Origin of the sequence: Pseudomonas sp. RIT-562 (assembly GCF_026241895.1) — a bacterium.
GTDB lineage: Bacteria > Pseudomonadota > Gammaproteobacteria > Pseudomonadales > Pseudomonadaceae > Aquipseudomonas > Aquipseudomonas mandelii_F.
On sequence record NZ_JAPJIV010000001.1, the window covers coordinates 410128 to 434539 of the forward strand.

24 protein-coding genes and 1 pseudogene are annotated in these 24412 nt (G+C 60.4%); 12 read left to right on the forward strand and 13 right to left on the reverse strand.

The genetic code is table 11. The features are described 5' to 3' along the window. Window positions 1-104 precede the first annotated feature (104 nt). From ORL50_RS01880 to ORL50_RS01890, 3 genes are all read left to right on the forward strand, one after another. Window positions 105-389, forward strand: coding sequence for a hypothetical protein (locus ORL50_RS01880; protein WP_045059685.1), 285 nt, complete (start codon window positions 105-107; stop codon window positions 387-389). An 85-nt stretch (window positions 390-474) separates the two neighbouring features. Next, a complete protein-coding gene (locus tag ORL50_RS01885; RefSeq protein WP_266009523.1) occupies window positions 475-720 on the forward strand; it encodes a TIGR02647 family protein in 246 nt (81 codons plus the stop codon). 191 nt (window positions 721-911) lie between these two features. Beyond that, the gene (locus tag ORL50_RS01890) at window positions 912-3758 is read left to right on the forward strand and encodes a class I adenylate cyclase (RefSeq protein ID WP_266009524.1); all 2847 of its coding nucleotides are present in this window, start codon (window positions 912-914) and stop codon (window positions 3756-3758) included. Window positions 3759-3764: 6 nt separating this feature from the next. Here ORL50_RS01890 and rnk read toward each other — a convergent pair whose 3' ends face one another. The 3 genes from rnk to cyaY all read right to left on the reverse strand — a co-directional run bounded on the left by rnk (window position 3765) and on the right by cyaY (window position 4992). Then, window positions 3765-4175: a nucleoside diphosphate kinase regulator gene (gene rnk / locus ORL50_RS01895; protein WP_045059688.1), complete on the reverse strand. Its 411-nt coding sequence runs from the start codon at window positions 4173-4175 to the stop codon at window positions 3765-3767. Between the two features lie 252 nt (window positions 4176-4427). Continuing rightward, window positions 4428-4655 carry a DUF1289 domain-containing protein gene (locus ORL50_RS01900; RefSeq protein WP_266009525.1) on the reverse strand — a complete coding sequence of 76 codons (228 nt, stop codon included), beginning with the start codon at window positions 4653-4655 and terminating at the stop codon, window positions 4428-4430. Window positions 4656-4659: 4 nt separating this feature from the next. Continuing rightward, the gene (cyaY, locus tag ORL50_RS01905) at window positions 4660-4992 is read right to left on the reverse strand and encodes an iron donor protein CyaY (RefSeq protein ID WP_045059690.1); all 333 of its coding nucleotides are present in this window, start codon (window positions 4990-4992) and stop codon (window positions 4660-4662) included. Between the two features lie 296 nt (window positions 4993-5288). Between cyaY and lptM the strand changes: the two genes are divergently transcribed. From lptM to ORL50_RS01935, 6 genes are read left to right on the forward strand one after another with little or no spacing between them, the layout of a single operon-like run. Continuing rightward, a complete protein-coding gene (gene lptM / locus ORL50_RS01910; protein WP_266009526.1) occupies window positions 5289-5465 on the forward strand; it encodes an LPS translocon maturation chaperone LptM in 177 nt (58 codons plus the stop codon). Window positions 5466-5474: 9 nt separating this feature from the next. Next, window positions 5475-6722, forward strand: coding sequence for a diaminopimelate decarboxylase (lysA, locus tag ORL50_RS01915; RefSeq protein ID WP_266009527.1), 1248 nt, complete (start codon window positions 5475-5477; stop codon window positions 6720-6722). A gap of 4 nt (window positions 6723-6726) precedes the next feature. Beyond that, the gene (dapF, locus tag ORL50_RS01920; RefSeq protein ID WP_266009528.1) at window positions 6727-7557 is read left to right on the forward strand and encodes a diaminopimelate epimerase; all 831 of its coding nucleotides are present in this window, start codon (window positions 6727-6729) and stop codon (window positions 7555-7557) included. A 13-nt stretch (window positions 7558-7570) separates the two neighbouring features. Then, window positions 7571-8296, forward strand: coding sequence for a DUF484 family protein (locus ORL50_RS01925; RefSeq protein ID WP_266009529.1), 726 nt, complete (start codon window positions 7571-7573; stop codon window positions 8294-8296). Between the two features lie 2 nt (window positions 8297-8298). Continuing rightward, the gene (xerC, locus tag ORL50_RS01930; RefSeq protein ID WP_266009530.1) at window positions 8299-9198 is read left to right on the forward strand and encodes a tyrosine recombinase XerC; all 900 of its coding nucleotides are present in this window, start codon (window positions 8299-8301) and stop codon (window positions 9196-9198) included. Further along, window positions 9195-9905, forward strand: coding sequence for an HAD family hydrolase (locus ORL50_RS01935; RefSeq protein ID WP_266009531.1), 711 nt, complete (start codon window positions 9195-9197; stop codon window positions 9903-9905). The genes xerC and ORL50_RS01935 overlap by 4 nt, the downstream gene beginning before the upstream one ends. Before the next feature lie 188 nt (window positions 9906-10093). Here the strand turns inward: ORL50_RS01935 and sutA are convergent, their stop codons facing one another. From sutA to glnK, 4 genes are all read right to left on the reverse strand, one after another. Continuing rightward, entirely contained in the window at window positions 10094-10417 is a 324-nt protein-coding gene (sutA, locus tag ORL50_RS01940; protein WP_045059697.1) for a dormancy-specific transcriptional regulator SutA, read from the reverse strand. Window positions 10418-10519: 102 nt separating this feature from the next. Continuing rightward, the gene (locus ORL50_RS01945; protein ID WP_266009532.1) at window positions 10520-10945 is read right to left on the reverse strand and encodes a secondary thiamine-phosphate synthase enzyme YjbQ; all 426 of its coding nucleotides are present in this window, start codon (window positions 10943-10945) and stop codon (window positions 10520-10522) included. 210 nt (window positions 10946-11155) lie between these two features. Beyond that, window positions 11156-12493 carry an ammonium transporter gene (locus ORL50_RS01950; protein WP_266009533.1) on the reverse strand — a complete coding sequence of 446 codons (1338 nt, stop codon included), beginning with the start codon at window positions 12491-12493 and terminating at the stop codon, window positions 11156-11158. A gap of 35 nt (window positions 12494-12528) precedes the next feature. Further along, a complete protein-coding gene (gene glnK, locus ORL50_RS01955; protein ID WP_002555808.1) occupies window positions 12529-12867 on the reverse strand; it encodes a P-II family nitrogen regulator in 339 nt (112 codons plus the stop codon). 416 nt (window positions 12868-13283) lie between these two features. On the opposite strand from glnK, the gene ORL50_RS01960 reads away from it, so the two are divergent. Then, entirely contained in the window at window positions 13284-13544 is a 261-nt protein-coding gene (locus ORL50_RS01960; protein ID WP_205891720.1) for an accessory factor UbiK family protein, read from the forward strand. Window positions 13545-13609: 65 nt separating this feature from the next. On the opposite strand, the gene ORL50_RS01965 is transcribed toward ORL50_RS01960, so the two are convergent. After that, window positions 13610-13873, reverse strand: coding sequence for a helix-turn-helix domain-containing protein (locus ORL50_RS01965; protein ID WP_266009534.1), 264 nt, complete (start codon window positions 13871-13873; stop codon window positions 13610-13612). A gap of 1141 nt (window positions 13874-15014) precedes the next feature. On the opposite strand from ORL50_RS01965, the gene ORL50_RS01970 reads away from it, so the two are divergent. Continuing rightward, window positions 15015-16508: a YifB family Mg chelatase-like AAA ATPase gene (locus tag ORL50_RS01970; RefSeq protein ID WP_266009535.1), complete on the forward strand. Its 1494-nt coding sequence runs from the start codon at window positions 15015-15017 to the stop codon at window positions 16506-16508. Between the two features lie 5 nt (window positions 16509-16513). Here ORL50_RS01970 and ORL50_RS01975 read toward each other — a convergent pair whose 3' ends face one another. The 4 genes and pseudogenes from ORL50_RS01975 to ORL50_RS01985 form a co-directional block, all read right to left on the reverse strand. Further along, window positions 16514-17728 (reverse strand): aldose 1-epimerase family protein, encoded by a 1215-nt coding sequence (locus ORL50_RS01975; protein WP_266009536.1) that lies wholly within the window; start codon window positions 17726-17728, stop codon window positions 16514-16516. Between the two features lie 223 nt (window positions 17729-17951). Then, window positions 17952-18812, reverse strand: a complete 861-nt coding sequence (locus ORL50_RS29015) for a methyl-accepting chemotaxis protein (protein ID WP_416236002.1) — start codon at window positions 18810-18812, stop codon at window positions 17952-17954. Between the two features lie 42 nt (window positions 18813-18854). Beyond that, window positions 18855-19928 (reverse strand): annotated as a pseudogene (locus tag ORL50_RS29020) (Cache 3/Cache 2 fusion domain-containing protein); the annotation flags it as partial. Between the two features lie 186 nt (window positions 19929-20114). Next, complete coding sequence (locus tag ORL50_RS01985; protein ID WP_266009538.1) at window positions 20115-21035, reverse strand: LysR substrate-binding domain-containing protein; 921 nt, start codon at window positions 21033-21035, stop codon at window positions 20115-20117. 158 nt (window positions 21036-21193) lie between these two features. On the opposite strand from ORL50_RS01985, the gene ORL50_RS01990 reads away from it, so the two are divergent. After that, window positions 21194-22591 carry a NorM family multidrug efflux MATE transporter gene (locus tag ORL50_RS01990; RefSeq protein WP_266009540.1) on the forward strand — a complete coding sequence of 466 codons (1398 nt, stop codon included), beginning with the start codon at window positions 21194-21196 and terminating at the stop codon, window positions 22589-22591. 128 nt (window positions 22592-22719) lie between these two features. Here the strand turns inward: ORL50_RS01990 and ORL50_RS01995 are convergent, their stop codons facing one another. Then, window positions 22720-24393: a putative bifunctional diguanylate cyclase/phosphodiesterase gene (locus ORL50_RS01995; protein WP_266009542.1), complete on the reverse strand. Its 1674-nt coding sequence runs from the start codon at window positions 24391-24393 to the stop codon at window positions 22720-22722. Between the last annotated feature and the right edge of the window lie 19 nt (window positions 24394-24412).

Below are 24412 nucleotides of genomic sequence, written 5' to 3' on the forward strand. Positions count from 1 at the left end.
AGGGGGTTGGCAGCGCAAGTTATAGAACGCCTCCGCACTTCTTGCCAGCAGCATCACAGTGCTGAATGCAGGTAAACTGGCCGCCTTAACTTGAGGAGCCTGCCATGAGCGAGCCAACAGATATCGAGATCGACGAAGAAGAATTCGCTGAGAACACCCTGGTCGAAGCGATCGAAAACCAGATCGAAAGCGACAACCCTCCCGCAGCCAAGGCAACCTTTAACAAGTTGACCCTGGTGGGATACGAGCGCGAAGAGATTTTGAACCTGATGGCCCACGTGCTGGCGGTAGAAATCGACGCAATCCTCGAAGAAGACCGCGCGTTCAACACCGAATGGTACGAAACAGCCTTGCGCGCGTTGCCCGAGCTTCCGCCGGAAAAGAAATAACCCACCTGCAACTACTGGACATGCCGCACAACTCGGCTCACCTTAGGGGCGCTATCGTCCAATTCCTAGAAAGTCTGGAGTCCTTATGTCGCTTACCCCTGAGTTGGTTGCCGAACTGGAAATCCTCGCACTCTTCAACCTGGACAGTTCCCAGGAAGGTTTGAAAATTCATCAGACCGCTGCCCCTAAAGCCATTGCTGCTGCCCAACGCCTGTATGAGAAAGAGCTGATCGATCAGCCCGATGGCGGTTACCTGACCAGCCTCGGTCGTGACGCTGCGCAAAACATCCAAACGCTGCTGACCATCCTGAACGTCGAAGAACCAGCCTGAATTTAGCCGTATCGTCCGCGGAAACCCCTGTCCTGGGATTTCTGCGGACACTCTCTGCTGCACATAGCGACAACGCGATAAAAATCTGACGCCAGAAAAACAAAATCAGCTTAGATGTCCCCGGGCCGAGGCGCTAAACTGCGCTTATTCCGAGAACACTGCCCGTGCCCATCGAGCCGGTTTGAGCCGACATGACCCGCGACCATGAAATCCGTCCCGACCTGGACGAAGGCATCGACCGCAAGGTCCTCAGCCAGCTGCGCGCACGTTTTCTAACGCTCAATGAAGCTCGTATCGCCCGAGCGCTTGAAGGCCTGTCGAGCCGCCAGCAATCTGTCCTGACGTTGCTTGCGCTGCTCTTTCACGTTAATCACCCGCTGCTGCCCGGTTATGTCTCGGGCAACACTCCGGCGGGACTGTCGAATTACGAACCGGACGCCACTACCCTCGCTGAGGCCCAGCGCCTGACTCGCTCGTTTACTTACAAACCGCGCCACGGCAGCAATCCGCCACGCCCGATCCATGGTCTGTTCCTGATGGGCAGCCTGGGCACGCTGGCCCAGGCAGACCAGAGCGATATGGACTTCTGGGTGTGCCACGCCACGGACCTGGGCGAAAACGAACTCGCCGAGCTGCGCAAGAAGTGCCAGCTGCTGGAAGCCTGGGCCGCGAGCCAGGGTGCCGAGGCGCACTTTTTCCTGATCGACCCGGTGCGCTTCGTTCGCGGCGAGCGCGATAACCAGCTCAGCTCGGAAGACTGCGGCACCACCCAGCACTACCTGTTGCTGGACGAGTTCTATCGCACCGCCATCTGGCTGGCCGGCCGCACCCCCATCTGGTGGCTGGTGCCCGTATACGAAGAGGCCAACTACGACCGGTACACCCACGCACTGGTATCCAAACGTTTCATCCGCGCCGACGAGACCCTGGACCTTGGACACATGGCGTACATACCGCCCGGGGAGTTTATCGGGGCGGGGTTATGGCAATTGTTCAAGGGCATCGATTCGCCGTACAAATCAGTGCTCAAACTGCTGCTGATCGAGGTTTACGCCAGCGAACAGCCAAGGGTCAATTGCCTCAGCCTGCGCTTCAAGCAAGCGGTGTTCGCCAATCAACTCGACCTCGATGAGCTCGATCCCTATGTGGTGGTTTACCGGCGCATCGAGGAGTACCTCAAGGCTCGAGGACAGTCGGGGCGCCTGGAACTGGTGCGTCGCGCGCTGTACCTGAAGGTCAATCGCAAGCTGACCGCGAGCAGCAACCGCACCCAAGGCTGGCAACGTTCGCTGCTCGAACGCCTGGCCCATGAGTGGAACTGGGACGAGCGGCAACTGGCCCTGCTCGACAGCCGCAGCCAGTGGAAGGTGCGCCAGGTCGGCACGGAGCGCCGGGCCCTGGTCAGCGAGCTCAACTACAGCTATCGCTTCCTGACCCGCTTTGCCCGGGACGAACAAACCGTCAGCCTGATCAATAAACGCGACCTCAATGTGCTGGGACGCCGGCTGTATGCAGCCTTCGAACGCAAGTCGAACAAGGTCGAATTCATCAACCCGGGCATCGCGCCAGACCTGGCCGAAGATACACTGACACTAGTGTTCGCACCGAACAAGAAAGAACCGGGGCAAACCCAGTGGGGCCTCTATAACGGCAGCCTGGCCGCACATGAGTGGGAGCACTTCGCGCCGATCAAACGCAGTCGCCACCTGCTGGAATTGCTCACCTGGTGCCATCGAAACGGCGTGATCGACAACAGCACGCGCCTGGCGCTGCACCCTGGCACCAGCGACCTGAGCGAGTTCGAGCTGTTCAACCTGCTCGGCAGCCTGCAACAGAGCATCGCCCTGCCCCTGACCGCTGTCGCCGAGGAACCGCTGCTGCGCGCCGCCGTGCCGAGCGAAGTGCTGCTCCTGATAAATGTCGGCGTGGATCCGCTCAAACATCATCGCGACTTGAATATCCTGATGACCACCGAGCGCACCGACTCCCTGAGCTACGCCGGAGTGCGCGAAAACCTGGTGCTGACCCTCGATCAGGTCACGCTCAACAGCTGGAACGAAGTACTGGTCAACCGCTTCGACGGCCCCAACGCCCTGCTCGACTGCCTGTGCGATTACCTCAACCACTTGCCCAACGGCCCACAGCAACCTCGGCTGCGCGTGCGTTGCTTCTGCCACAATCGCGCGCAGTTCATCGCCCAGCGGGTCGAAGAGATTATCGACAGTGCGCACGACCTCCTGCTGAGCCGGCTCAATCACCGCTACCTGCTGCAGGTGCAGCAGCACTACCACGTACTGGAACTGGTTCCGGGCCAGGTCAAACATGTTGCCCTGGGCTCGCTGGCGGAACTGGTCGACTACCTTGCCAAGGAGCAGGCAAGCTACAGCCCGCTGCACCTGGATCCAATGGCACTCGCCGAGCACGACCTGGCGTTGATCCTGCCGATGGGGCAACCGGCCTGCATTCAGGTGTTCTACCGGATCCATGAAGACCAGGCCGATCTCTACGTGCTGGATGAATTCAATGCCTTGTGGCAGCAGCGCCTGCCCTACCATGATGAACAGAGCCTGCTGGTACCGCTGCAGCGTTTCCTGCAGTCAATTCAGTTTCGGCGCGAGGCCTCGCTGCCGATGAGTGGCACCCAACCGGCAAGCCTGGAAATACAATATTACAAGTTGTTGCCATCAGGCCCGGCCCGCGCTCGCCGGGTCGAAAGCCGACCTGCGCCAGAGACTCCGCTGAATCAGCCGTTTTACGACGTGCAGGCCATCGTTGGCCAATCCGGGGCCGCCAGGATGCAGGTCACCCTGTACTGTAACCAACGCGAGTTTTCGGAATTGGAGCATGGGGATCAGCTGTTCAGCGTGGTAGCCCGGGAAATCATCGAGCAACGCCGGGAAGCCGAGCGATATCGATGCTACATCACCGATCTGGACCTGTCGGGCCTGGCCGGTGATGATCAGAGCTCCAGCAACGTGTACCTGGGTTACAAAGCCGACCTGGAGCGCGCATTGAACGAGGCGCTCGGGCAGGTCTGAGGAATCTTATTCCGGAAAATCACCGCCATTGGCAGGCTGGGATTCAACTTCCAGCAGAGTCAGCTTCAAGGTTTTGCCACCCGGTGCTGGCCAGTCGATGTGCTGCCCGACCTTGAGGCCCAGCAGTGCGCTGCCAACGGGTGCCAGGATGGAAATCTTGCCTTCGTCAGCGTTGGCATCCTTGGGATAGACCAGGGTCAGGTGGTAGTCCTTGCCGCTGCTTTCCTCTCGGCAATGCACTTTGGAATTCATGGTCACGACATCGGCAGGCACATCTTCGTGTCCAACCAGGGTATCGGCGCGATCCAGTTCGGTTTGCAGCGCGATAACGCCCGGCAGCGTGTCATCCAGGCTGTCGATCAGGCGCTCCAGACGTTGCACGTCCAGACGGGTAAGGGTGATGGAAGGTGCGGTCATGATCAGGGCAGACTCCTTTCTTCTGCACGAAAAAAGCAAAACCCCGCCAGAAAAAGGCGGGGTTTTCACGAGCCTCGATGGGTTGAGGCGTACCCGGACACTATCACAGCTCAATAAATATACAAGCCAGGTGCGGCGGACGGCTTTGCCCCCTGTAGGAGCTGCCGGAGGCTGCGATCTTTTGATCTTGTTCTTCGGCGAACTCAGTATCGCTAAAAATCAAGATCAAAAGATCGCAGCCTTCGGCAGCTCCTACAGTGGATTGGTGGTGGCTTTGCGATTTGAGGCCTGGGCGCAAATGACCCGACGGCGATCATCGTCCGCCGAGCGCCATTCGCGGATGTCTTCGACATGGCGAAAACACCCCAGGCACACTTTCAGTTCGTCCAGCCGGCACACGCCGCTGCACGGCGACGGGACCGCCGGGCTTACGTTGCTGTAGAGCGGCTTGGGCGGACGGACAGTCGCTGGCTGGGTCACGGCGTTACAGGCCTTCGAAATCGAATTCGGCACCGGCCTGCTGCTTGACGATGCGCTCAAGCATCTCGCCGAGCTGCTCTTCGCTTTTGTCGCACATCCAGCGCTCGCTCTCTTCGTCGTAGTCGAAGTGAAAACCACCGGACACCGCCGCCAGCCACAGCTGACGCAGCGGTTCCTGACGGCTGAAGATCAACTGGCTGCCGTTTTCGAACTTCACGGTCAACACGCCAGCCGAACTCTCCAGATCGATATCCAGGTCGCTGTCGTCAAAAATATCCTCCAGCGTTTGCTGGGTGGCATCGACCAGATCGTGGAAACGGGCTTCGGTCAAACTCATTACGGCAACCTCAAAAAGTGTCTACTCGCGCTCAAGCGCCGCAAGATACGGGCGAGCCCCGGTGATTGCAAAGGATAACCGACAGATCACTGAACCTGTAGGAGTGAGCCCTGCTCGCGATGGCGGTGCGTCCGGCAGAATCCATGGCGATAGAACTGTCGCCAGCGCGAGCAGGCTCACTCCTACAGGGCTTACACAATCCACGAGCCCCGCCAGACGGGAGGCCCGTCGCATAGGCAAGCTGCCGGGTGGCCGGTATACTCCGGCGCAATTAAAGCATTTTCAAGGATTTCGCCATGAAGCGCCTGATCTCTTCCCTTGCTGCGCTCGCTGCGGTTACCTGCCTGTTGTCGGCCTGTGGGCAAAAAGGCCCGCTGTACCTGCCTGATGACTCCCAAGACCCGGTGGAGCAGGCCAAGTCGTCGCAACAGCAGCCTGCGTCGAAAGCCCACAAGCACGACGTCTACCAATAAGGGAACCTCATGGACGCTTTTAACTACCGTGACGGTGAGCTGTTCGCGGAAGGTGTTGCCCTGTCCGCCATCGCCGAACGCTTTGGCACGCCGACCTACGTCTACTCGCGGGCGCACATCGAAGCCCAGTACCTGGCATACGCCGATGCGCTGGCCGGTACGCCGCACCTGGTGTGCTACGCGGTCAAGGCCAACTCCAACCTGGGTGTACTGAATGTCCTGGCGCGTCTTGGCGCCGGTTTCGACATCGTCTCCCGCGGTGAACTGGAGCGCGTGCTGGCGGCTGGCGGCAGCGCTGACAAGATCGTGTTCTCTGGTGTCGGTAAGACCCGTGACGACATGCGTCGCGCCCTGGAAGTCGGCGTGCACTGCTTCAACGTAGAATCCACCGATGAACTTGAACGCCTGCAAGTCGTGGCGGCCGAGCTGGGTGTTCGCGCGCCAATTTCGCTGCGCGTCAACCCGGACGTCGATGCGGGCACTCATCCGTACATCTCCACCGGCCTCAAGGAAAACAAGTTCGGCATCGCCATCGCCGACGCCGAAGACGTGTACGTGCGCGCCGCGCAGCTGCCGAACCTGGAAGTGGTAGGCGTCGATTGCCACATCGGTTCCCAGCTAACCACCCTGCCGCCCTTCATCGATGCCCTCGACCGCCTGCTGGGCCTGGTCGACCGTCTCGGCGATTGTGGCATCTACCTGCGTCATATCGACCTCGGTGGTGGCCTGGGCGTGCGTTATCGCGATGAAGAGCCGCCTTTGGCCGCCGACTACATCAAGGCTGTGCGTGAGCGTCTCGACGGTCGCGACCTGGCGCTGGTGTTCGAGCCGGGCCGCTTTATCGTGGCCAATGCCGGCGTGCTGCTGACCCAGGTCGAATACCTCAAGCACACCGAACACAAAGACTTCGCCATCGTCGATGCGGCGATGAACGACCTGATCCGCCCGGCGCTGTACCAGGCCTGGATGGACGTCACCGCCGTGCGCCCACGCGATAGCGCTGCGCGTGCCTACGACATCGTCGGGCCGATCTGCGAGACCGGCGACTTCCTGGCCAAGGATCGTCAGCTGGCCCTGGAAGAAGGTGACCTGCTGGCCGTGCATTCGGCTGGCGCCTATGGGTTTGTCATGAGTTCCAACTACAACACTCGCGGCCGCACCGCTGAAGTCTTGGTGGACGGTGATCAGGCATTCGAAGTGCGTCGCCGTGAAACGGTAGCCGAGTTGTTCGCTGGCGAAAGCCTGCTGCCGGAGTAAAACCATGCTGCTGCGTTTTACCAAGATGCATGGCCTGGGCAACGATTTCATGGTCCTCGACCTGGTCAGCCAGCACGCCCATATTTTGCCCAAGCACGCCAAGCAATGGGGCGATCGACACACCGGCATCGGTTTCGACCAACTGCTGATCGTCGAAGCCCCGAGCAACCCGGACGTGGACTTCCGCTATCGGATCTTCAACTCCGATGGTTCCGAGGTGGAACAGTGCGGCAATGGTGCGCGCTGTTTCGCCCGCTTCGTGCTCGACAAGCGCCTGACCGCAAAGCGGCAGATCCGCGTCGAGACCAAAAGCGGCATCATCGAACTGGATATCCGCAGCGACGGCCAGATCAGCGTGAACATGGGCGCGCCGCGCCTGGTGCCAGCCGACATCCCGTTCGAAGCACCCGAGCAGGCGCTCAGCTATCAGATCGAGGTCGACGGTACTGCGGTCGACCTGGCCGCCGTGTCCATGGGCAATCCCCATGCGGTGCTGCGGGTCAGCGACATCAACAACGCACCGGTGCATGAGCTGGGACCGAAGATCGAACATCACCCGCGCTTTCCGGCTCGGGTCAATGTCGGTTTCCTCCAGGTCATCGACCGCAATCGCGCGCAACTGCGCGTCTGGGAACGCGGGGTCGGGGAAACCCAGGCCTGCGGCACCGGCGCCTGCGCAGCAGCAGTGGCCGCGATCAGCCAGGGGTGGATGGATTCGCCGCTATTGATCGACCTGCCCGGCGGGCGTTTGTCCATTGAATGGGCAGGCCCTGGCCAACCGGTAATGATGACCGGCCCGGCAGTCCGTGTTTATGAAGGACAAGTACGTCTTTGAGTGAGTCAATCCGATGACCGACAAGCCCCAGGTTCCCGCCCTACAGCCCGACGAATCCCCTTCCGAAAGCCTTGAGGCGGCGGCAATAGCCGCGTACCTGGAGGCTCATCCGGATTTCTTCATCGAGCACGAAGAACTGCTCCCGGCCTTGCGCATTCCGCATCAGCGCGGCGACACCATCTCGCTGGTCGAACGCCAGATGACCATTCTGCGCGATCGCAACATCGAACTGCGGCATCGCCTGTCGCACCTGATGGACGTGGCCCGGGACAACGATCGCCTCTTCGACAAGACTCGCCGCCTGATTCTCGCGCTGATGGATGCCGCTAGCCTGGAAGATGTGGTGATCTGCGTCGAGGACAGTTTGCGCCAGGACTTCCAGGTACCTTTTGTCAGCCTGATCCTGCTGGGTGACAACCCAATGCCGGTAGGCCGCTGGGTGACCCACGCCGACGCCCAGACCGCCATTGGTGGTTTGCTCTCCGAGGACAAGAGCGTCGCTGGCAGCCTGCGTGAGCACGAGCTGGATTTCCTGTTCGGCGAAGAGCAACGCAAACAGATCGGTTCAACTGCCGTTGTCGCCATCAGCCATCAAGGCATCCATGGCGTGCTCGCTATCGCCAGCCGCGATCCACAGCACTACAAGAGCTCGGTGGGAACGCTGTTCCTTAGCTATATCGCCGAAGTCATGGGCCGCGTGCTGCCACGGGTCAACAATTCGCTGCGCTCGGTACGCTGATCGTGGAGCGACAACTGGACGCTTACTGCGAACACCTGCGCAGTGAGCGGCAGGTGTCGCCGCACACGTTGCAGGCCTATCGTCGCGACCTCGATAAAGTCCTGGGCTGGTGCGTCACACAGAACATCGGCAGTTGGTCGTCCCTGGATATCCAGCGTCTGCGTGGCCTGATCGCCCGCCTGCACTCCCAGGGCCAGTCTTCGCGCAGCCTCGCGCGCCTGCTGTCGGCAGTGCGCGGCCTCTATCATTACTTGAACCGCGAAGGGTTGTGCGACCACGACCCTGCCAATGGCCTGGCACCGCCCAAGGGTGAGCGGCGCCTGCCGAAAACCCTGGATACCGATCGCGCGTTGCAACTGCTCGAGGGCGGGGTGGAGGATGATTTCCTGGCGCGGCGCGACCAGGCTATCCTCGAGTTGTTCTATTCCTCCGGCCTGCGCCTCTCGGAGCTGACCGGGCTCAACCTGGATCAACTGGACCTCGCCGACGGCATGGTCCAGGTGCTCGGCAAGGGCAGCAAGACCCGACTCTTGCCGGTTGGCGCCAAAGCCCGTGAAGCGCTGGAGTTGTGGCTGCCATTGCGCGCCATGGCCAATCCGGCAGACGACGCGGTGTTTGTCAGCCAACAGGGGCGCCGCCTCGGTCCACGAGCGATTCAGGTGCGGGTGAAAGCTGCGGGTGAGCGCGAGCTGGGACAGAACCTGCACCCGCACATGCTGCGGCATTCCTTCGCCAGCCACCTGCTGGAATCCTCGCAAGACCTGCGCGCCGTGCAAGAACTACTCGGCCACTCGGATATCAAGACCACCCAGATCTATACCCATCTGGACTTCCAGCACCTGGCGACGGTCTACGACAGTGCCCACCCACGGGCCAAACGCATTAAGGGCGATGATTCATGACGATCCAACTGATCACTTTCGACCTCGACGACACCCTGTGGGACACCGCACCGGTGATTGTCAGTGCCGAAGCCGTGTTGCGTGAATGGCTCACCGAACATGCACCGAACCTGGGTGCCGTGCCGGTCGAACATTTGTGGACGATTCGCGAGCGCATCCTGGGCAACGAGCCTGGCCTGAAGCACCGCATCAGCGCCCTGCGCAGGCGGGTCCTGTTCCATGCCCTGGAAGAAGCTGGCTACACCCATGGTGAAGCGTCAGACCTGGCTGACCAGAGTTTTGAAGTGTTCCTGCATGCGCGCCACCAACTGGAAATATTCCCTGAAGTAGAGCCAACCCTGGAAACACTGGCCAAGCACTACGCCCTCGGAGTCGTGACCAATGGCAATGCCGATGTGCGAAGGTTAGGCCTGGCGGATTACTTCAAGTTCGCCCTGTGTGCCGAAGACATCGGCATCGCCAAGCCCGATGCGCGCCTGTTTCATGAAGCGCTGCAGCGTGGGGGCGCTACGGCGCAGACCGCAGTGCATATCGGCGATCATCCGGGCGATGACATTGCCGGGGCGCAACAGGCGGGGCTGCGCGCCATCTGGTTTAACCCGCAGGGTAAATTGTGGGAAGCCCAAAGATCACCGGATGCCGAAATCCGCAGCCTGACGGAGTTGCCGGCGTTGTTGGCGCGGTGGAATGCGCACCACCAGCCTTGAGAACACTGCCCCTCCTGTAGGAGTGAGCCTGCTCGCGATGGCGGTGGATCAGCCAATACCTTTTTTGATGTGAGGCCGTCATCGCGAGCAGGCTCACTCCTACAGGGATCGGCGTAAGAACGCAGTTTTTGCACCCATGAAAAAGCCCGCAGCGACGGCGGGCTTTTTCAGCAAGCAAGGGCAAACGCCTAGATAGGCCGGCTGCCATACTTGTTGTCGGGCTTCTTGGGAGGATCGGCGACCACATTGGCCTCCACTTCCTGCACCTTGCCACCTTTGGCCAGGAACTCTTCCATAGCCTTGGCGAGCGCATCGCGCTCCTTGTTCTTTGCTTCGACGCTCGGCAGCTCATCGACCGAAACCGCAGCCTTGGCCTTGCCCTTGGCGGTCGGAACGGGCGTTTCACCGCCGTCGTCTTCAGCGACGTCTTCCGCCGCTGCTTCCAGACCTTCTTCGGTTTCGTCGTCGTCGCCTACTTCGAGGTCGTCGTTTTCCAGATCATCGTCGCTCATGTTCTACCTCATGACTTGCGAAAAGCAGATTAGTTATAGCCCAGCTTCGCCGCCTGTCGACGGCTGCCGGAAAAAATTCAACCGCCATTGATGACCAATGGCTTATGCCCCTTCACCGTGCAAGGTGGCGAGGACTCTACGAGCACCGCCATGATCTCGGTGCTCGCCCAGATAAACGCCTTGCCAGGTTCCCAGCGCCAGCCGGCCCGCCGAAATCGGCAAACTGAGCTGACAGCCAAGCACGCTGGCCTTGAAGTGCGCCGGGAGGTCGTCCAGGCCTTCGTCGTTGTGCTCAAAGCCGTCCGTTCCTTGTGGGATCAGACGATTGAAGAATCGTTCGAAGTCGCGACGTACCGCCGGATCGGCGTTCTCGTTGATGGTCAACGACGCCGAGGTATGCTGCAGCCACAGGTGCAACAGACCGACCCGACATGCCCGGAGTTCAGGCAAACCGGCGAGTAACTCGTCCGTTACCAGATGAAAGCCCCGGGGCCTCGCCCGCAAGGTAATCAGAGTCTGTTGCCACATACAGTTCTCCGCACGTTCGGGGCGCATTCTAGCGCGCTCTGGGAAAAAACAAAGGCCCTAATATTCCTTCGTTGTTGTAAGCCATTGGCCGCACAAATTCACTCGTTACAAAGGTAGCCAAAGCTCGAGGAAAAAACCTTTCAGCTTCTATCCCAGTGACAAATCCCGGACAAAAAAATGCCCGGCGAACCGGGCATTTTTTACGCTGACTTACAAGTTGTAGCCACGCTCGTTGTGCAGGGCCAGGTCGATACCGACCGCCTCTTCTTCCTCAGTTACACGCAGCCCCATGACGGCGTCCAGGACCTTGAGGATGATGTAGGTAATGATCGCGGTGTAGATCACCGTGAAACCCACGCCTTTGAGCTGGATCCAGACCTGCGCGCCGATATCGGTAACCGTGCCGAAACCACCCAGGGCCGGTGCTGCAAACACACCGGTGAGGATCGCGCCGAGGATACCGCCGATACCGTGCACACCAAAGGCGTCCAGGGAGTCGTCGTAGCCGAGCTTGCGTTTCAAGGTAGTGGCGCAGAAGAAACACACCACGCCTGCAGCCAGACCGATCACCAGGGCACCCATCGGGCCCACGGTACCAGCGGCTGGAGTGATCGCGACCAGACCGGCCACAACACCCGAAGCAATACCCAGTGCGCTTGGCTTGCCGTGGGTGACCCACTCGGCAAACATCCAGCCCAGAGCCGCGGCAGCGGTAGCGATCTGGGTTACCAGCATCGCCATGCCGGCGGTGCCGTTGGCAGCAGCCGCAGAGCCGGCGTTGAAGCCGAACCAGCCGACCCACAGCATCGCGGCCCCCATCAGGGTATAGCCGAGGTTGTGCGGCGCCATTGGCGTGGTCGGGAAGCCTTTACGCTTGCCCAGCACCAGGCAGCAGATCAGGCCAGCCACACCGGCGTTGATGTGCACCACGGTGCCGCCCGCGAAGTCGAGCACGCCCCAGTCCCACATCAGGCCGCCGTTGCCGGACCAGACCATGTGTGCGATCGGTGCATACACCAGGGTGAACCAGATACCCATGAAGATCAGCATGGCGGAGAACTTCATGCGCTCGGCGAATGCACCGACGATCAACGCAGGGGTGATGATGGCGAAAGTCATCTGGAAGGTGATGAACACCGCCTCAGGGAACAATGCTGCCGGACCGGTCAGGCTCGATGGCGTGACACCGGCGAGGAACGCCTTGCCCATGCCGCCGAAGAACGAGTTGAAGTTGACGACGCCCTGCTCCATGCCGGTGGTGTCGAACGCAATGCTGTAGCCATAAATGACCCACAGGATGCTGATCAGACCGGTAATGGCGAAGCACTGCATCATCACGGAAAGAATGTTTTTGGAGCGGACCATGCCGCCGTAGAACAGCGCGAGACCGGGAATGGTCATGAACAGCACGAGGGCTGTCGAGGTCAGCATCCAGGCGGTGTCGCCGGAATTGAGGACTGGGGCCGCCACTTCGTCTGCCGCCATGGCCAGGCTGGGCATTACGAGGGACAACAGGGCTCCTAGCCCTGCGAATTTACGCAGAGTCATATTGTTTTCTCCTGGGGCGTTGGGTTTGTGGCGGCTTAGATTGCGTCGGTATCGGTTTCGCCGGTACGGATGCGAATCGCCTGTTCCAGATTGACCACGAAGATCTTGCCGTCACCAATCTTGCCGGTGTTGGCTGCCTTGGTTATCGCCTCGATAACCCGATCAAGATCCTTGTCGTCAATGGCGACATCGATCTTCACCTTTGGCAGGAAATCGACCACGTATTCCGCGCCGCGATACAGCTCGGTGTGACCCTTCTGCCGACCGAAGCCTTTGACCTCAGTAACGGTAATGCCCTGCACGCCGATCTCGGACAAAGACTCGCGCACGTCGTCCAGTTTGAACGGCTTGATGATGGCAGTGACTAGCTTCATGAAAACTCTCTCCCGAATTGGTGGACTTGCCCCAGGAAAACAAACCCGACTCAAGTCTAAGCGCAGTGCCTGGCTTTGTAACGCATCGTCGGCCTTACCTGCCCGTCCGACGCCAGTTAACCGCTCCTGGCGAAACACTTCCCCGTTCCGCCCGGCGCACTGCATTCGTCACAGCGACTGCATCAGTGCATGGGTTACTAGGCTCTTAGCAGAAAGCTTGCCATCTCTTGAAAAGTGCCTGAATTCAACCCCTTGGCCCGACTCAAAAGCGACTGGGTGAACGACATGCCGCGGATACGCACAACAACGGTGCGGCGCCGTTCGTCCGCATGCGCGAAAACCGTGCATCCCTGCATCGGGATTGACTATAGACACTGCGTGATACACTGCCCGCCATCGTTTCCAGGACCTTTCCCATGCTCGCGCCCAAAGACTTCCTCGACGCCCTCACGGGCACCGCCTCCCGCCTTTTCAGCGGCGACACGCCATTGCCGAAAAGCGAAATCGAAAGCCAGTTCAAGGCGTTGTTGCAGAGCGGCTTCAGCAAGCTGGACCTGGTGAGCCGGGAAGAGTTTGATAGTCAGATGGTCGTACTGGCACGGACCCGCGCCCGCCTGGAAAGCCTTGAAGCGAAAGTGGCCGAGATGGAAGCAAAGCTCAATCCACCGGCTGAGTAAGCGCTGCAGATCACCGTGGGGGAGGCTTCGAATGGCCTCACGCGTATTGCGGTCGCAGTAGGTAGTTAGCCACGTTCGATATCGTCGCTGCGCGCCTCGTAATGCGATGGCGGATTCAGCCAGAAGTCGGGCGTGGTGTTGAAGTGAACGGCCAGCTTCCTGGCGAGGTCCGGACTGACGCCTGTGCATTGCGCGACAAACTTCGTCAGCTCAACCTCATACTCCGGACGCAGGACTGCAAGGTTGGCCCCCGTGGCATCCGATGGTTCAAGAAACTCCTCTTCAAGAATTCCCCCGGAATGATTCGAGCGCATTCCATTACTGTCCATCTTCCCTTCTCCGGGTGGCGTGATCAGCAGCGATCATAAGCAGCCCTCCCCAGCAAACAAGCGCACCCCGGCTATTCAGGCATCGCCCTTCAAACATTTCGGAACAGTCCTACAAAAACTGCGTGCTGCAGCTGATTTCGTCCCCCATTTTGCTCCGCTAACCTCTTCGCTCAGACCCAGAGCTCGCCCCATCGCACACCGTGTGCAGGTCATTAGCAGAGTTGCCCCTAGTGGGTGCTACAGCCTCACGATTACGGACGACTCACTTTTGCCTGAACCGATATTCCCTGTTTTGTCTTGCATTGACTTCACGACCTTGGACAAAGACTACTGCGTACCTCACCCAGTCTCTGGAGAGCTGAGTTTCGCATATGTCGCAGAGTACAAAAGTCGGAACCTCTCAGTTACCGGCGGTGAGGTTTTCTTACGAATCGGCAAACACCTAGGGTTCGGCAAAGGCTTTGGGGTCAATCACATTTGGGAAGGACATAGCCACGAACTACCAGCATGGGGCTGTAAGTCAATCGATGAGGTTCCAGCATTTGTTGCGGCGATTTTGACCCAAGGTGCCCAAGTATTATGCGAGAGCTATCAGACACGTGACGGATACCGCCTCACGATTGTCCGAGGTGCACGCGGTTGCGCGATTCTGTCGCCGCAGCTGGATAAGGAGGGGGAGAACTTCTACTCGGTCGTGACCGCATACAAGAGCAATCGCAACCGCGGAGCGATGAGAGTTGGCACCCTGAAAGAAAAAAAGGCGCCATAGGCGCCTTTCAAAAATGCAATTAGGGCTGGTAGTCGCAGCGCTCGCTTAGCACGTCCGAGAAGCTTCTCTCGAAAGGGGTCGAAAGCCAACCGCTGTTGCCGGTTGCCGCTACCACAGGATCTACGAATCCTGCACATCCACAGTGTTGAGGCAATTTCGTAGTAAACCGCAACACCCCTGCTCTATAAGAGCCCTTGAACAAATTCTATCAAGTACAGCAGGCAGCTTCAACGATTAGATGGTGGACCAATTAACGGGTCGGTAGCGGACTCCAGCAACATCCTGCGAAGCTTTCCCTGTCGCGCAGATGTAAACCCCATCTACCCTTGAAATCACCGCAGGAAGCGGCTCCCGTCAGCTCAAGGAACGACCATGTCCCTCTCCATCGTCCACAGCCGCGCTCAGATTGGTGTGGATGCGCCCGCCGTCACGGTGGAAGTGCATCTCGCCAATGGCTTGCCGTCACTGACAATGGTCGGTTTGCCCGAAACGGCCGTGAAGGAAAGCAAAGACCGGGTACGTAGTGCGATCATAAATTCCGGGCTGCAGTTTCCCGCGCGACGCATCACGCTCAATCTCGCCCCGGCGGATTTACCCAAGGATGGCGGGCGATTTGATTTGGCGATTGCTCTGGGAATTCTGTCGGCCAGCGTTCAGGTGCCGACGATGACCCTGGATGACGTGGAATGCCTGGGGGAACTGGCGTTATCCGGCGCGGTGCGGGCGGTGCGCGGCGTATTGCCCGCCGCCCTGGCGGCGCGCAAAGCGGGTCGAACGTTGCTGGTGCCGCGGGCGAACGCCGAAGAGGCCTGCCTGGCATCGGGCCTGCAGGTGATTGCTGTGGATCATTTGCTGGAGGCCGTGGCTCATTTCAACGGTCACCAGCCCATCGCTCCATACGTCTCAGACGGCCTGATGCACGCCAGCAAACCCTATCCTGATCTGAGTGAAGTACAGGGCCAACTCGCAGCCAAACGAGCGTTGCTGATTGCTGCGGCAGGCGCGCACAACTTGCTGTTCAGCGGGCCACCTGGGACCGGCAAAACACTGCTGGCGAGCCGACTGCCGGGCCTGCTGCCGCCCTTGGCCGAAAGCGAGGCGCTGGAGGTCGCAGCCATTCAGTCGGTCGCCAGTTGCGTGCCCCTCAGTCACTGGCCGCAGCGACCGTTTCGCCAACCTCATCACTCGGCATCCGGCCCGGCGCTGGTGGGTGGCGGTTCAAAGCCTCAGCCCGGTGAAATCACCCTCGCCCACCATGGCGTGCTGTTCCTTGATGAACTGCCGGAATTTGACCGCAGAGTGTTGGAGGTGCTGCGCGAGCCAATGGAATCCGGTCACATCGTGATATCGCGCGCAAGGGATCGAGTGCGCTTTCCGGCGCGTTTCCAACTGGTCGCAGCAATGAATCCCTGCCCCTGTGGATATCTTGGCGAGCCAACTGGCAAATGCTCATGCACCCCGGACATGGTCCAGCGCTACCGCAACAAACTGTCCGGGCCGCTGCTGGATCGAATCGACCTGCACCTGACCGTAGCGCGGGAAGCCACAGCTCTCAACCCCTCAGCGAAACCCGGCGATGACACCGCCAGCGCCGCGCTGCTGGTAGCCGACGCCAGGGAGCGTCAACACAAGCGCCAAGGCTGCGCCAACGCCTTCCTCGACCTCCCCGGCCTGCGCAATCACTGCAAGTTATCCACAGCCGATGAGACCTGGCTGGAATCCGCCTGCGAAAGACTGACCCTGTCGCTACGCTCGGCCCATCGATTGCTCAAGGTAGCGCGCACTTTGGCGGACCTTGAGCAGATCGATGCCATCTCGCGAGAGCATTTGGCTGAGGCGCTGCAGTATCGGCCGGCCACGAACTGATGAATTTACTCCTTGGTGAGATCCACCAACGGCATCTGCCGCACCTCGGTTTCGCGCCCGGCCTGAATCTCGCTCACCCGCTTCAACGCCTGCTCCACCGCGCCTTTGTCCGCCAACAAGCTGTAGCTGATCTGGAACTGTTTCTGCTCTTTCGGCGCGATCGTTGGCACCAGACCCAGTGGCCGTTGATACCGGCGGTTGTAGGAAAAGCTAGTGCCTGGCTCAAGTCCGGTGACGTAGCCCTGCCCCTGGGTATCGGTGTTTTTCCACAAGGAGAAAACCGGCAGGGTTTGCGTATTGAAACCCACCGAGACGCCCAGGCTGCCAGCTTTGTTGTGCAGCACAGTTAACGTATCGCCATGTGCATCGGCGTAAGGCACTACGTTGTAGACCGTTTCGTCATAGTCTCTGGTCGGGCCGCGGTACGTTTGCCAGTCCGTCAGATCCGCCTTGGCCTTGTCGTTGAACGGCGACACCTGCTTTACCGGCGCGACGAAGCGGGCGCCCTGTTCCAGAAATGGCGTACTGAAGTTGCTGTGGTACAGCGCCTGGTATTCCTTTGGATAGTCGCCGTTGTTGGTCAGCGTATCGTTAAGGCTGAAGCGCACGCTGCCGGGTTCAGTGACCAGTTCGGTGGCGACGGAGAAGTCGACTTTCTTGAACGCCTGCTCTTTCAACTCGCCGCGCAGACTGATGGTGTAAGGCGGGTTTTCGTCGATGTGCAGGGTGACTTTGCTGGCCGGGATGTTCGCAGCGCGACCATGCAGGGTCAGCAATTCACCGTTGTCGATACCGGGATGGCCAACCCACTCGTAACCACAGCGAGTGACCAGCTCGTTGAAGCCCTCCAGCCAGCCGAGCCCACCGCGACCGTTGAGTTCGATGAAGGCTGGGTTGACCACTTCCTTGACCGGGGAGTCCCAGCCCATGCGCACGTCACCCACCGAAGCCTGCAGCACATTCATCCCGCGGGTCGGCACTACCGATAGTTTGAGCGCGCCGTTATCGATGTCGACCACACTGACCCCCTCCTGGCGACCTCCGTGCAAGGTACGCAGGGTAACGGAGAAGGGTTTGTCGGTTTTCACGCCGAGCTGCTGGCTGGTGATTGTCCAGTTTTCGGGCGCTTTGTTGGAGTCCAGCAGGGTGTAATCCCAGGCCATGGCGTGGGAGGCAGCGGACAGTGCGCTGAGCGTGATGAACAGTTTGAGCGGAGTCATGGCAGGTGCCTTTATTGGAGTTGTGCCGTTTTTATAGACTTGCTGAAACGATTCATCAAGCTAAAAAAGCCAAGAATTGGCCCGCTGCATTGGTATCAGCTCAAGAAAGTGAGGCCTCTATCGCGAGCAGGCTCACTCCTACCGCAGAACGTCGGCGGTCACAGTGATGGCCACCTGGCACTGTAGGAGTGAGCCTGCTCGCGATAGCTATACCAGCGACACCTCAACGAAACCGGTCAACCTCGGAACGCAACCCCGCCGCCAAGCTCTCCAGCTCTTTCGCCGTCACAGCCAGGTGCGACACCACTTCACGCTGCTCGCTGTTGGCCAGCGCAATGCTTTGCAAGTTGCTGCTGAGCAAAGTTGCAGTGCTGCTCTGCTCTTGGGTGGCCGTGGTGATCGCCGAGAACTGCTGGCCGGCCGCGCGACTCTGCTCATCGATGCGCGCCAGGGCCGCCGCGACGTTGGCGTTGCGCGACAGACCTTCCTGCATCAGCACATTGCCCTGCTCCATGGTGCTGATGGCATTGCCTGTCTCCTGCTGAATGCTCTGGATCATCAGCGAAATTTCATCGGTCGCCTGGCGAGTACGTGAAGCCAGGTTGCGTACTTCATCGGCGACCACGGCAAAACCACGGCCCTGCTCACCTGCGCGGGCTGCTTCGATCGCCGCGTTGAGCGCCAGCAGATTGGTCTGCTCGGCAATCGAGGTGATCACCCCGACGATGCCGCCAATTTCCTGTGAACGCTGGCCCAGCGTGTTGATGACCGTCGCGGTGCTGTTCAGCGCGCCAGCGATTTGCTCAATGGACGAAGAAGCCTCGTCCATCGAAGTCCGACCGATCCGGGTTTGCTCGGCGTTTTCCTGGGCGAGTAGCTGGGTGCTGCCCATGTTGTCGGCGATGTTCAGGGAGGTGGCGCTGAATTCTTCCACGGCGCCGGCCATGCTGGTGATCTCGCCAGACTGTTGTTCCATGCCTTCGTAGGCACCGCCAGACAGGCCAGACAGTGCCTGGGCACGACTATTGACCTCCTGCGATGCTTTGCGGATGTGCTCCACCATGGTCGAGAGCGCCTGGCTCATCTGGTTGAAAGCCCGGGCCAACTGACCGATTTCGTCATGGCTCGAGACATTCAGGCGCACGCTCAGATCACCGGCGCCCAGCGCTTCGGCCTGGCGCACCAGATCACCCAGTGGCGCCAGTTTGCTGCGCAACAACCAGACCGCCGCACCGACTGCAATCAGCATCGCCAGCAGGCTGCCGATCGCCAGTTGAATGCCGACGCTCCAGGTCACGGCGCGGATTTCCGCTTGGGGCATGCTCGCCACCACCGACCAGGGACCACCCTCGAACGGCACGGCCACGCTGTAAAAGTCTTCGGACTGGTCGCTCCAGAACTCACCTTTGCCAGGCGTTTTGGCCAGACCCGCAAGGGTTGGCGCCGCCTGTTCCAATGCTTGTACTCCAGCAATTGGCACCAGCCATTTACCCTGTTCATCCAGCAACGCCAGGGAGCCGGTCTGACCGATGCGGAAGCGCTTGAGGTTGGCGAACTGCGCGTTCTGCGCATCGGTGTAATCGAATCCTACAAACAGCACGGCAATCACCCGGCCGCCGCTGTCGCGTACCGGGGTGTACTGGGTCATGTAGGAACGTTCGAACAACAGGGCCCTACCGACGTAGTTCTGTCCCGCCATCAGGCGTGCGTAAGCCGGGTGAGCGTGATCCAGCAGCGTGCCGATGGCTCGCGTGCCATCCTGCTTGCTCAGGGAAGTACTGACGCGGATGAAGTCGTCGCCGTTACGCACGAACAGCGTGGCGACCCCGGCGGTCATTTGCTTGAACTCATCTACTTCCTGGAAATTGTTGTTCAGCACTTCGCTGCCCAGGTGCAAGCCTGGCGTCGACACGCCCGCGACCGTCACCGGCTGCTCCGGGTGCAGGCTGAGGCCAGCGCTGAAGCGCTTCTCGAACAGGCCGCTGAGACGCTGGGTACTCTCACGCAGCGTTCCGTGAAAGGTGCTCAACTGATCGGCCAGCAACCGGGCCTCGCTGGCCAGGTGCTCTTCGCGGGTAGCGAGGTTGGCGGTGTCCAGCGAACGCAGGGCGAACAGGGTGCTGCAGCTGATGACAATCGCCAGTATCACGGCAAGCGCGATACCCAGCTGTGAGGCAATGCGGGCGCGAGGTTGAGACATGACAGCTCCTGGCCAAGCGTCCGAATCCTCCTTGATCTGGCTGCACACTCAGCGATATTTCTAATAATGGGGTTTACGTCGAACCTGCACGAAGGTTCCACCCGCATCTCTTCGGCGGCAAAACTGAATACTTGAGCCGATTACCCGGATATGTCCGGAGCCTGGCGCTGCTCAGGCTCTATCGATTCAGCTCAGGTGCTCGACGTCCGGCAGTTCCATGGCCTTGACCTCTCCCTGCAGGAAGTCACTGAGCCGGCGCATACGCTCACCGCCGGGGCGAGTTTTCGGCCAGACCAGGTAATATTTCTCACCACTGGCCACGGCAGTCGGCCACGGCAGACTCAGACGTCCCTGAGCCACATCCTCGGCCACCATCAGCAGATCACCCATCGACACGCCGTAGCCCCGCGCTGCAGCGATCATGCCCAGCTCCAGCGTATCGAATACCTGCCCACCCTTGAGCGATACCTGCTCGGCCAGCCCCATGCGTTCTAGCCAGTTGCGCCAGTCGCGGCGATCCGGGGTGGGATGCAACAGTTCGGTATTGGCCAGGCGCGTCACGTCCCAAGGTTGCTCGTTCAGCAGATTTGGCGCGCCCACCGGGATCAGTTCTTCCGGGAACAGATAACTTGCCTCCCAATCGGGGGGGAAATGGCCATTACTCAACAACACGGCGCAGTCGAAGGGCTCGTCGTTGAAGTCCACCGAATCGACGTCCATCCAGGCGCTGGTCAGCTGCACCTCGTTCCCCGGCTGCAGGTGACGGAAGCGGCTGAGGCGTGCCAGCAACCAGCGCATGGTCAAGGTAGAAGGCGCCTTCATGCGCAGGATGTCGTCTTCGGCGCGCAAGGTATTGCAGGCCCGTTCCAGCGCGGTGAAGCCCTCGCGGATGCCCGGGAGCAACAGCCGCGCCGACTCGGTCAGTTGCAGGTTGCGGCCACTGCGGTGAAACAGTCGGCAGGCAAAATGATCTTCAAGCGTACGAATATGCCGGCTGACCGCGCTCTGGGTGATCGACAGCTCTTCAGCCGCCCGGGTAAACGAACTGTGACGAGCGGCCGCTTCAAAAGCACGCAGGGCATACAACGGAGGAAGACGACGGGACATTCAGAAAGCTCCTACAGCGCAATGCCAACAACTTAGCAGAAACTCTGCATGATGAGTTTTAGTCATGCCACCCATCCTTTTTATCCCTTTGTGAAAATCCTGCAAAGCGCCGAAAATCGACGGTCTACTGTTCCCTCTGAAAATCGAGCGTGATGATCATGAAGCATCCAGCGCGTATTGAACTCTGGGCCATATTGCGGCTGGCGGGGCCGCTGATTGCCTCGCAGTTGGCGCACATGCTGATGGTCCTCACCGATACCTTGATGATGGCGCGCATCAGCCCCGAAGCGCTCGCCGGCGGAGGCCTGGGCGCGGCCACTTATTCCTTCGTGTCGATCTTCTGCATCGGCGTGATTGCCGCGGTAGGTACGCTGGTGGCAATCCGTCAGGGTGCGGGCGATATCGTCGGGGCAGCGAAGCTCACTCAGGCGGGGTTGTGGCTGGCATGGCTGATGGCGCTGGCTGCCGGCCTGCTGCTGTGGAACCTCAAGCCTGTGCTGCTGATGTTCGGCCAGACCGAAAGCAACGTCCACATGGCCGGGCAATTCCTGATGATCCTGCCGTTCGCCCTGCCCGGCTACCTGAGCTTCATGGCCCTGCGCGGCTTCACCAGTGCAATCGGTCGGGCGACGCCGGTGATGGTTATCAGCCTCGCCGGCACGGTGGCGAACTTCCTGCTCAACTATGCATTGATCACCGGCATGTTTGGCCTGCCCAAGATGGGCCTGGTGGGGATCGGGCTGGTCACGGCCATCGTCGCCAACCTGATGGCAGTGGCGCTGGCCCTGTATATCCGGCGGCATCCGGCGTACGACGCTTATCCATTGCGCGAAGGTCTGTCACGGCCGAACCGCCAGTACCTGAAGGAACTATGGCGCCTGGGCCTGCCCATCGGCGGCACTTACGCCGTGGAAGTCGGGCTGTTCGCCTTCGCCGCGCTGTGCATGGGCACCATGGGCAGTACACAGCTGGGCGCGCATCAGATTGCCCTGCAGATCGTTTCGGTGGCGTTCATGGTGCCGGCCGGCATGTCCTACGCGATCACCATGCGTATCGGCCAGCACTACGGCGCCGGGCAGTTGCTGGATGCACGACTGGCGGGACGGGTCGGCATTGTGTTCGGGGCCGCAGCGATGCTCGGTTTCGCGATGGTTTTCTGGTTACTGCCCAATCAGCTGATTGGCTTGTTCCTGGATCACAACGACCCGGCGTTCCGCCCAGTGATTGAACTGGCGGTGAGCCTGCTGGCGGTCGCCGCCTGGTTCGAGCTGTTTGACGGCACGCAGACTATCGCCATGGGCTGCATTCGCGGGCTCAAGGATGCCAAGACCACGTTTCTAGTTGGACTGGGTTGCTACTGGCTGATTGGCGCACCGGCGGCCTGGTGGATGGCATTCCACCTCGACTGGGGCCCGACCGGGGTGTGGTGGGGCCTGGCGCTGGGCCTGGCGTGTGCAGCGGTGAGCCTGACGCTGGCGTTTGAGTGGAAAATGAAGCGGATGATTCGGCGGGAGCCGGCGTCGCCGCAGCGTTTTCAGGTCGCCCAACCTGACTGAGATCCCTTTGTGGAAATGAGATCCCCCTGTGGGAGCGGGCTTGCTCGCGAAGGCGCAGTGTCAGGCGACAGTGATGTTGCCTGACACGGCCTCTTCGCGAGCAAGCCCGCTCCCACATTGGATTTGGGTTAGCTCACGACTTCCATGGCGGGCTGCTGGCTCGAGCCAAACGACAAATACTCCACCAACTCCACCAACGGCAACGGCTTGCTGATCAGGTAACCCTGCACCTGATCACAGCCAAAGCCGCGCAACAGCTCCAGCTGCTCCGGAGTTTCCACGCCTTCGGCTACCACTTCGAGGTTGAGGTTGTGCGCCAGGTTGATCATCGCGTGCACCAGCTTGCGATTCTCCTCGCGCTCTTCCATGCCGCCGACAAAACTCTTGTCGACCTTCAGCAAGGCAATGGGCAGGCTGTTGAGGTGCACGAATGAAGAGAAGCCGGTCCCAAAGTCATCCAGGGAGAAGCGCACGCCCAGGCGCCCGAGGGCATCCATGGTCTGCTTGACCAAGTCGCTGCGACGCATCACGGCGGTTTCAGTCAGTTCGAACTCCAGCCACTGCGCCTCGACCCCGCGCTCAACGATCAGGCGGCTGAGGGTCGGCAACAACTGGCTGTCCTGGAATTGCCGGAACGACAGATTGATCGCCATGTGCAGCGCTGGCAGCCCGCGCTCGCGCAGGGCCTGCATGTCGCGCAGGGCACGGGAAATAACCCAGTAACCCAGGGGCACAATCAAGCCGCTCTGCTCGGCCAGCGGTACGAATTCACTGGGTGGCAGCAAACCGCGCTCGGCATGACGCCAGCGCACCAGCGCTTCGAGGCCGACGATTTGCCCGTCCTCGAGGTTCAGCCGGGGCTGGTAATGCAGTTCCAGCTCATCGCGGCGCAGTGCCCGACGCAGCTCGCTTTCCAGGTCAGCCATGCTCCGCGCATTGCGGTTGATACGTTCATTGAAGATGTGAAAGGTGCAACCCTGGGTGCTCTTGGCCTGCTGCATGGCGATGTGCGCGTGCCACATCAGCGGGTCAGCGCCGGCCTGGGCGCGAGCGTGGGCGATGCCCAGGCTGGACCCGATCAGCAGGCTTTCGCCGTCGACCCAATAGGGTTCGGCCAATGCTTCAGTGATTCTTTCGGCCATCCACTCGGCGCGCTGGGGGGCCCGGCGGGTATCGATCAACAGCGCAAATTCGTCGCTGCCCAACCGCGCCAGTTGGTCACCCACCTCAAGTTGGCTCTTCAGCCTGGCGACCACCTGCAGAATCAACCGGTCCCCGGCCTGATGCCCCAGGGCGTCGTTGGCGTGGCGGAAGTTGTCGAGGTCCAGATGCCCGAGGGCCAGGCCACGGCCGTCGTTTTCCACCAGACGCGCCGCCAACAGGGTCTGGAAACCCTGGCGATTGGCGATGCCGGTCAATGGGTCCTGCTCGGCCAGGCGCTGCAGGGTCGTCTCCAGCAGACCGCGCTCGCGTACGTGGCGCAGGCAGCGACGCAACATGCCGGGATCGAGCAGATCGCGCACCAGCCAGTCGCTCACACCATCGGGGGGCGACGCCGGCTCGTGTTCGAGCAGCAAAACGGTTGGCAGGGTGCAACGACCGGGAAGTGGCTGCAGAGCAGGTATCGTCAATAACACCGCACTGCGGTTGTCATCGAACAGACTGCTGACAGACTCCCAGTTCGGAGCGCTGATGAGCACGGCCGAGCTCCCCATCGGAGCCAGACACTCACGCAACAACGCTGTCCACGCTGGCTCTTCGGCCAGTAGCAGCAAACGCAAGGGTTCGACAGGCGTAGACAAGCTAGCTCCCTAGACTCTG

Bases quoted from the DNA above. Each gene is read 5' to 3' on its own strand.
- glnK (WP_002555808.1), bottom strand. From the start codon at position 12,867: ATGAAGCTAGTCACTGCCATCATCAAGCCGTTCAAACTGGACGACGTG.
- ORL50_RS01945 (WP_266009532.1), bottom strand. From the start codon at position 10,945: ATGTGGCAACAGACTCTGATTACCTTGCGGGCGAGGCCCCGGGGCTTT.
- dapF (WP_266009528.1), top strand. From the start codon at position 6,727: ATGCTGCTGCGTTTTACCAAGATGCATGGCCTGGGCAACGATTTCATG.
- rnk (WP_045059688.1), bottom strand. From the start codon at position 4,175: ATGACCGCACCTTCCATCACCCTTACCCGTCTGGACGTGCAACGTCTG.
- ORL50_RS01965 (WP_266009534.1), bottom strand. From the start codon at position 13,873: ATGGACAGTAATGGAATGCGCTCGAATCATTCCGGGGGAATTCTTGAA.
- ORL50_RS01880 (WP_045059685.1), top strand. From the start codon at position 105: ATGAGCGAGCCAACAGATATCGAGATCGACGAAGAAGAATTCGCTGAG.
- lptM (WP_266009526.1), top strand. From the start codon at position 5,289: ATGAAGCGCCTGATCTCTTCCCTTGCTGCGCTCGCTGCGGTTACCTGC.
- ORL50_RS01960 (WP_205891720.1), top strand. From the start codon at position 13,284: ATGCTCGCGCCCAAAGACTTCCTCGACGCCCTCACGGGCACCGCCTCC.
- ORL50_RS01935 (WP_266009531.1), top strand. From the start codon at position 9,195: ATGACGATCCAACTGATCACTTTCGACCTCGACGACACCCTGTGGGAC.
- lysA (WP_266009527.1), top strand. From the start codon at position 5,475: ATGGACGCTTTTAACTACCGTGACGGTGAGCTGTTCGCGGAAGGTGTT.
- sutA (WP_045059697.1), bottom strand. From the start codon at position 10,417: ATGAGCGACGATGATCTGGAAAACGACGACCTCGAAGTAGGCGACGAC.
- ORL50_RS01950 (WP_266009533.1), bottom strand. From the start codon at position 12,493: ATGACTCTGCGTAAATTCGCAGGGCTAGGAGCCCTGTTGTCCCTCGTA.
- ORL50_RS01890 (WP_266009524.1), top strand. From the start codon at position 912: ATGACCCGCGACCATGAAATCCGTCCCGACCTGGACGAAGGCATCGAC.
- ORL50_RS01985 (WP_266009538.1), bottom strand. From the start codon at position 21,035: ATGTCCCGTCGTCTTCCTCCGTTGTATGCCCTGCGTGCTTTTGAAGCG.
- ORL50_RS01970 (WP_266009535.1), top strand. From the start codon at position 15,015: ATGTCCCTCTCCATCGTCCACAGCCGCGCTCAGATTGGTGTGGATGCG.
- ORL50_RS29015 (WP_416236002.1), bottom strand. From the start codon at position 18,812: ATGAGCCAGGCGCTCTCGACCATGGTGGAGCACATCCGCAAAGCATCG.
- ORL50_RS01885 (WP_266009523.1), top strand. From the start codon at position 475: ATGTCGCTTACCCCTGAGTTGGTTGCCGAACTGGAAATCCTCGCACTC.
- cyaY (WP_045059690.1), bottom strand. From the start codon at position 4,992: ATGAGTTTGACCGAAGCCCGTTTCCACGATCTGGTCGATGCCACCCAG.
- ORL50_RS01975 (WP_266009536.1), bottom strand. From the start codon at position 17,728: ATGACTCCGCTCAAACTGTTCATCACGCTCAGCGCACTGTCCGCTGCC.
- ORL50_RS01925 (WP_266009529.1), top strand. From the start codon at position 7,571: ATGACCGACAAGCCCCAGGTTCCCGCCCTACAGCCCGACGAATCCCCT.
- ORL50_RS01990 (WP_266009540.1), top strand. From the start codon at position 21,194: ATGAAGCATCCAGCGCGTATTGAACTCTGGGCCATATTGCGGCTGGCG.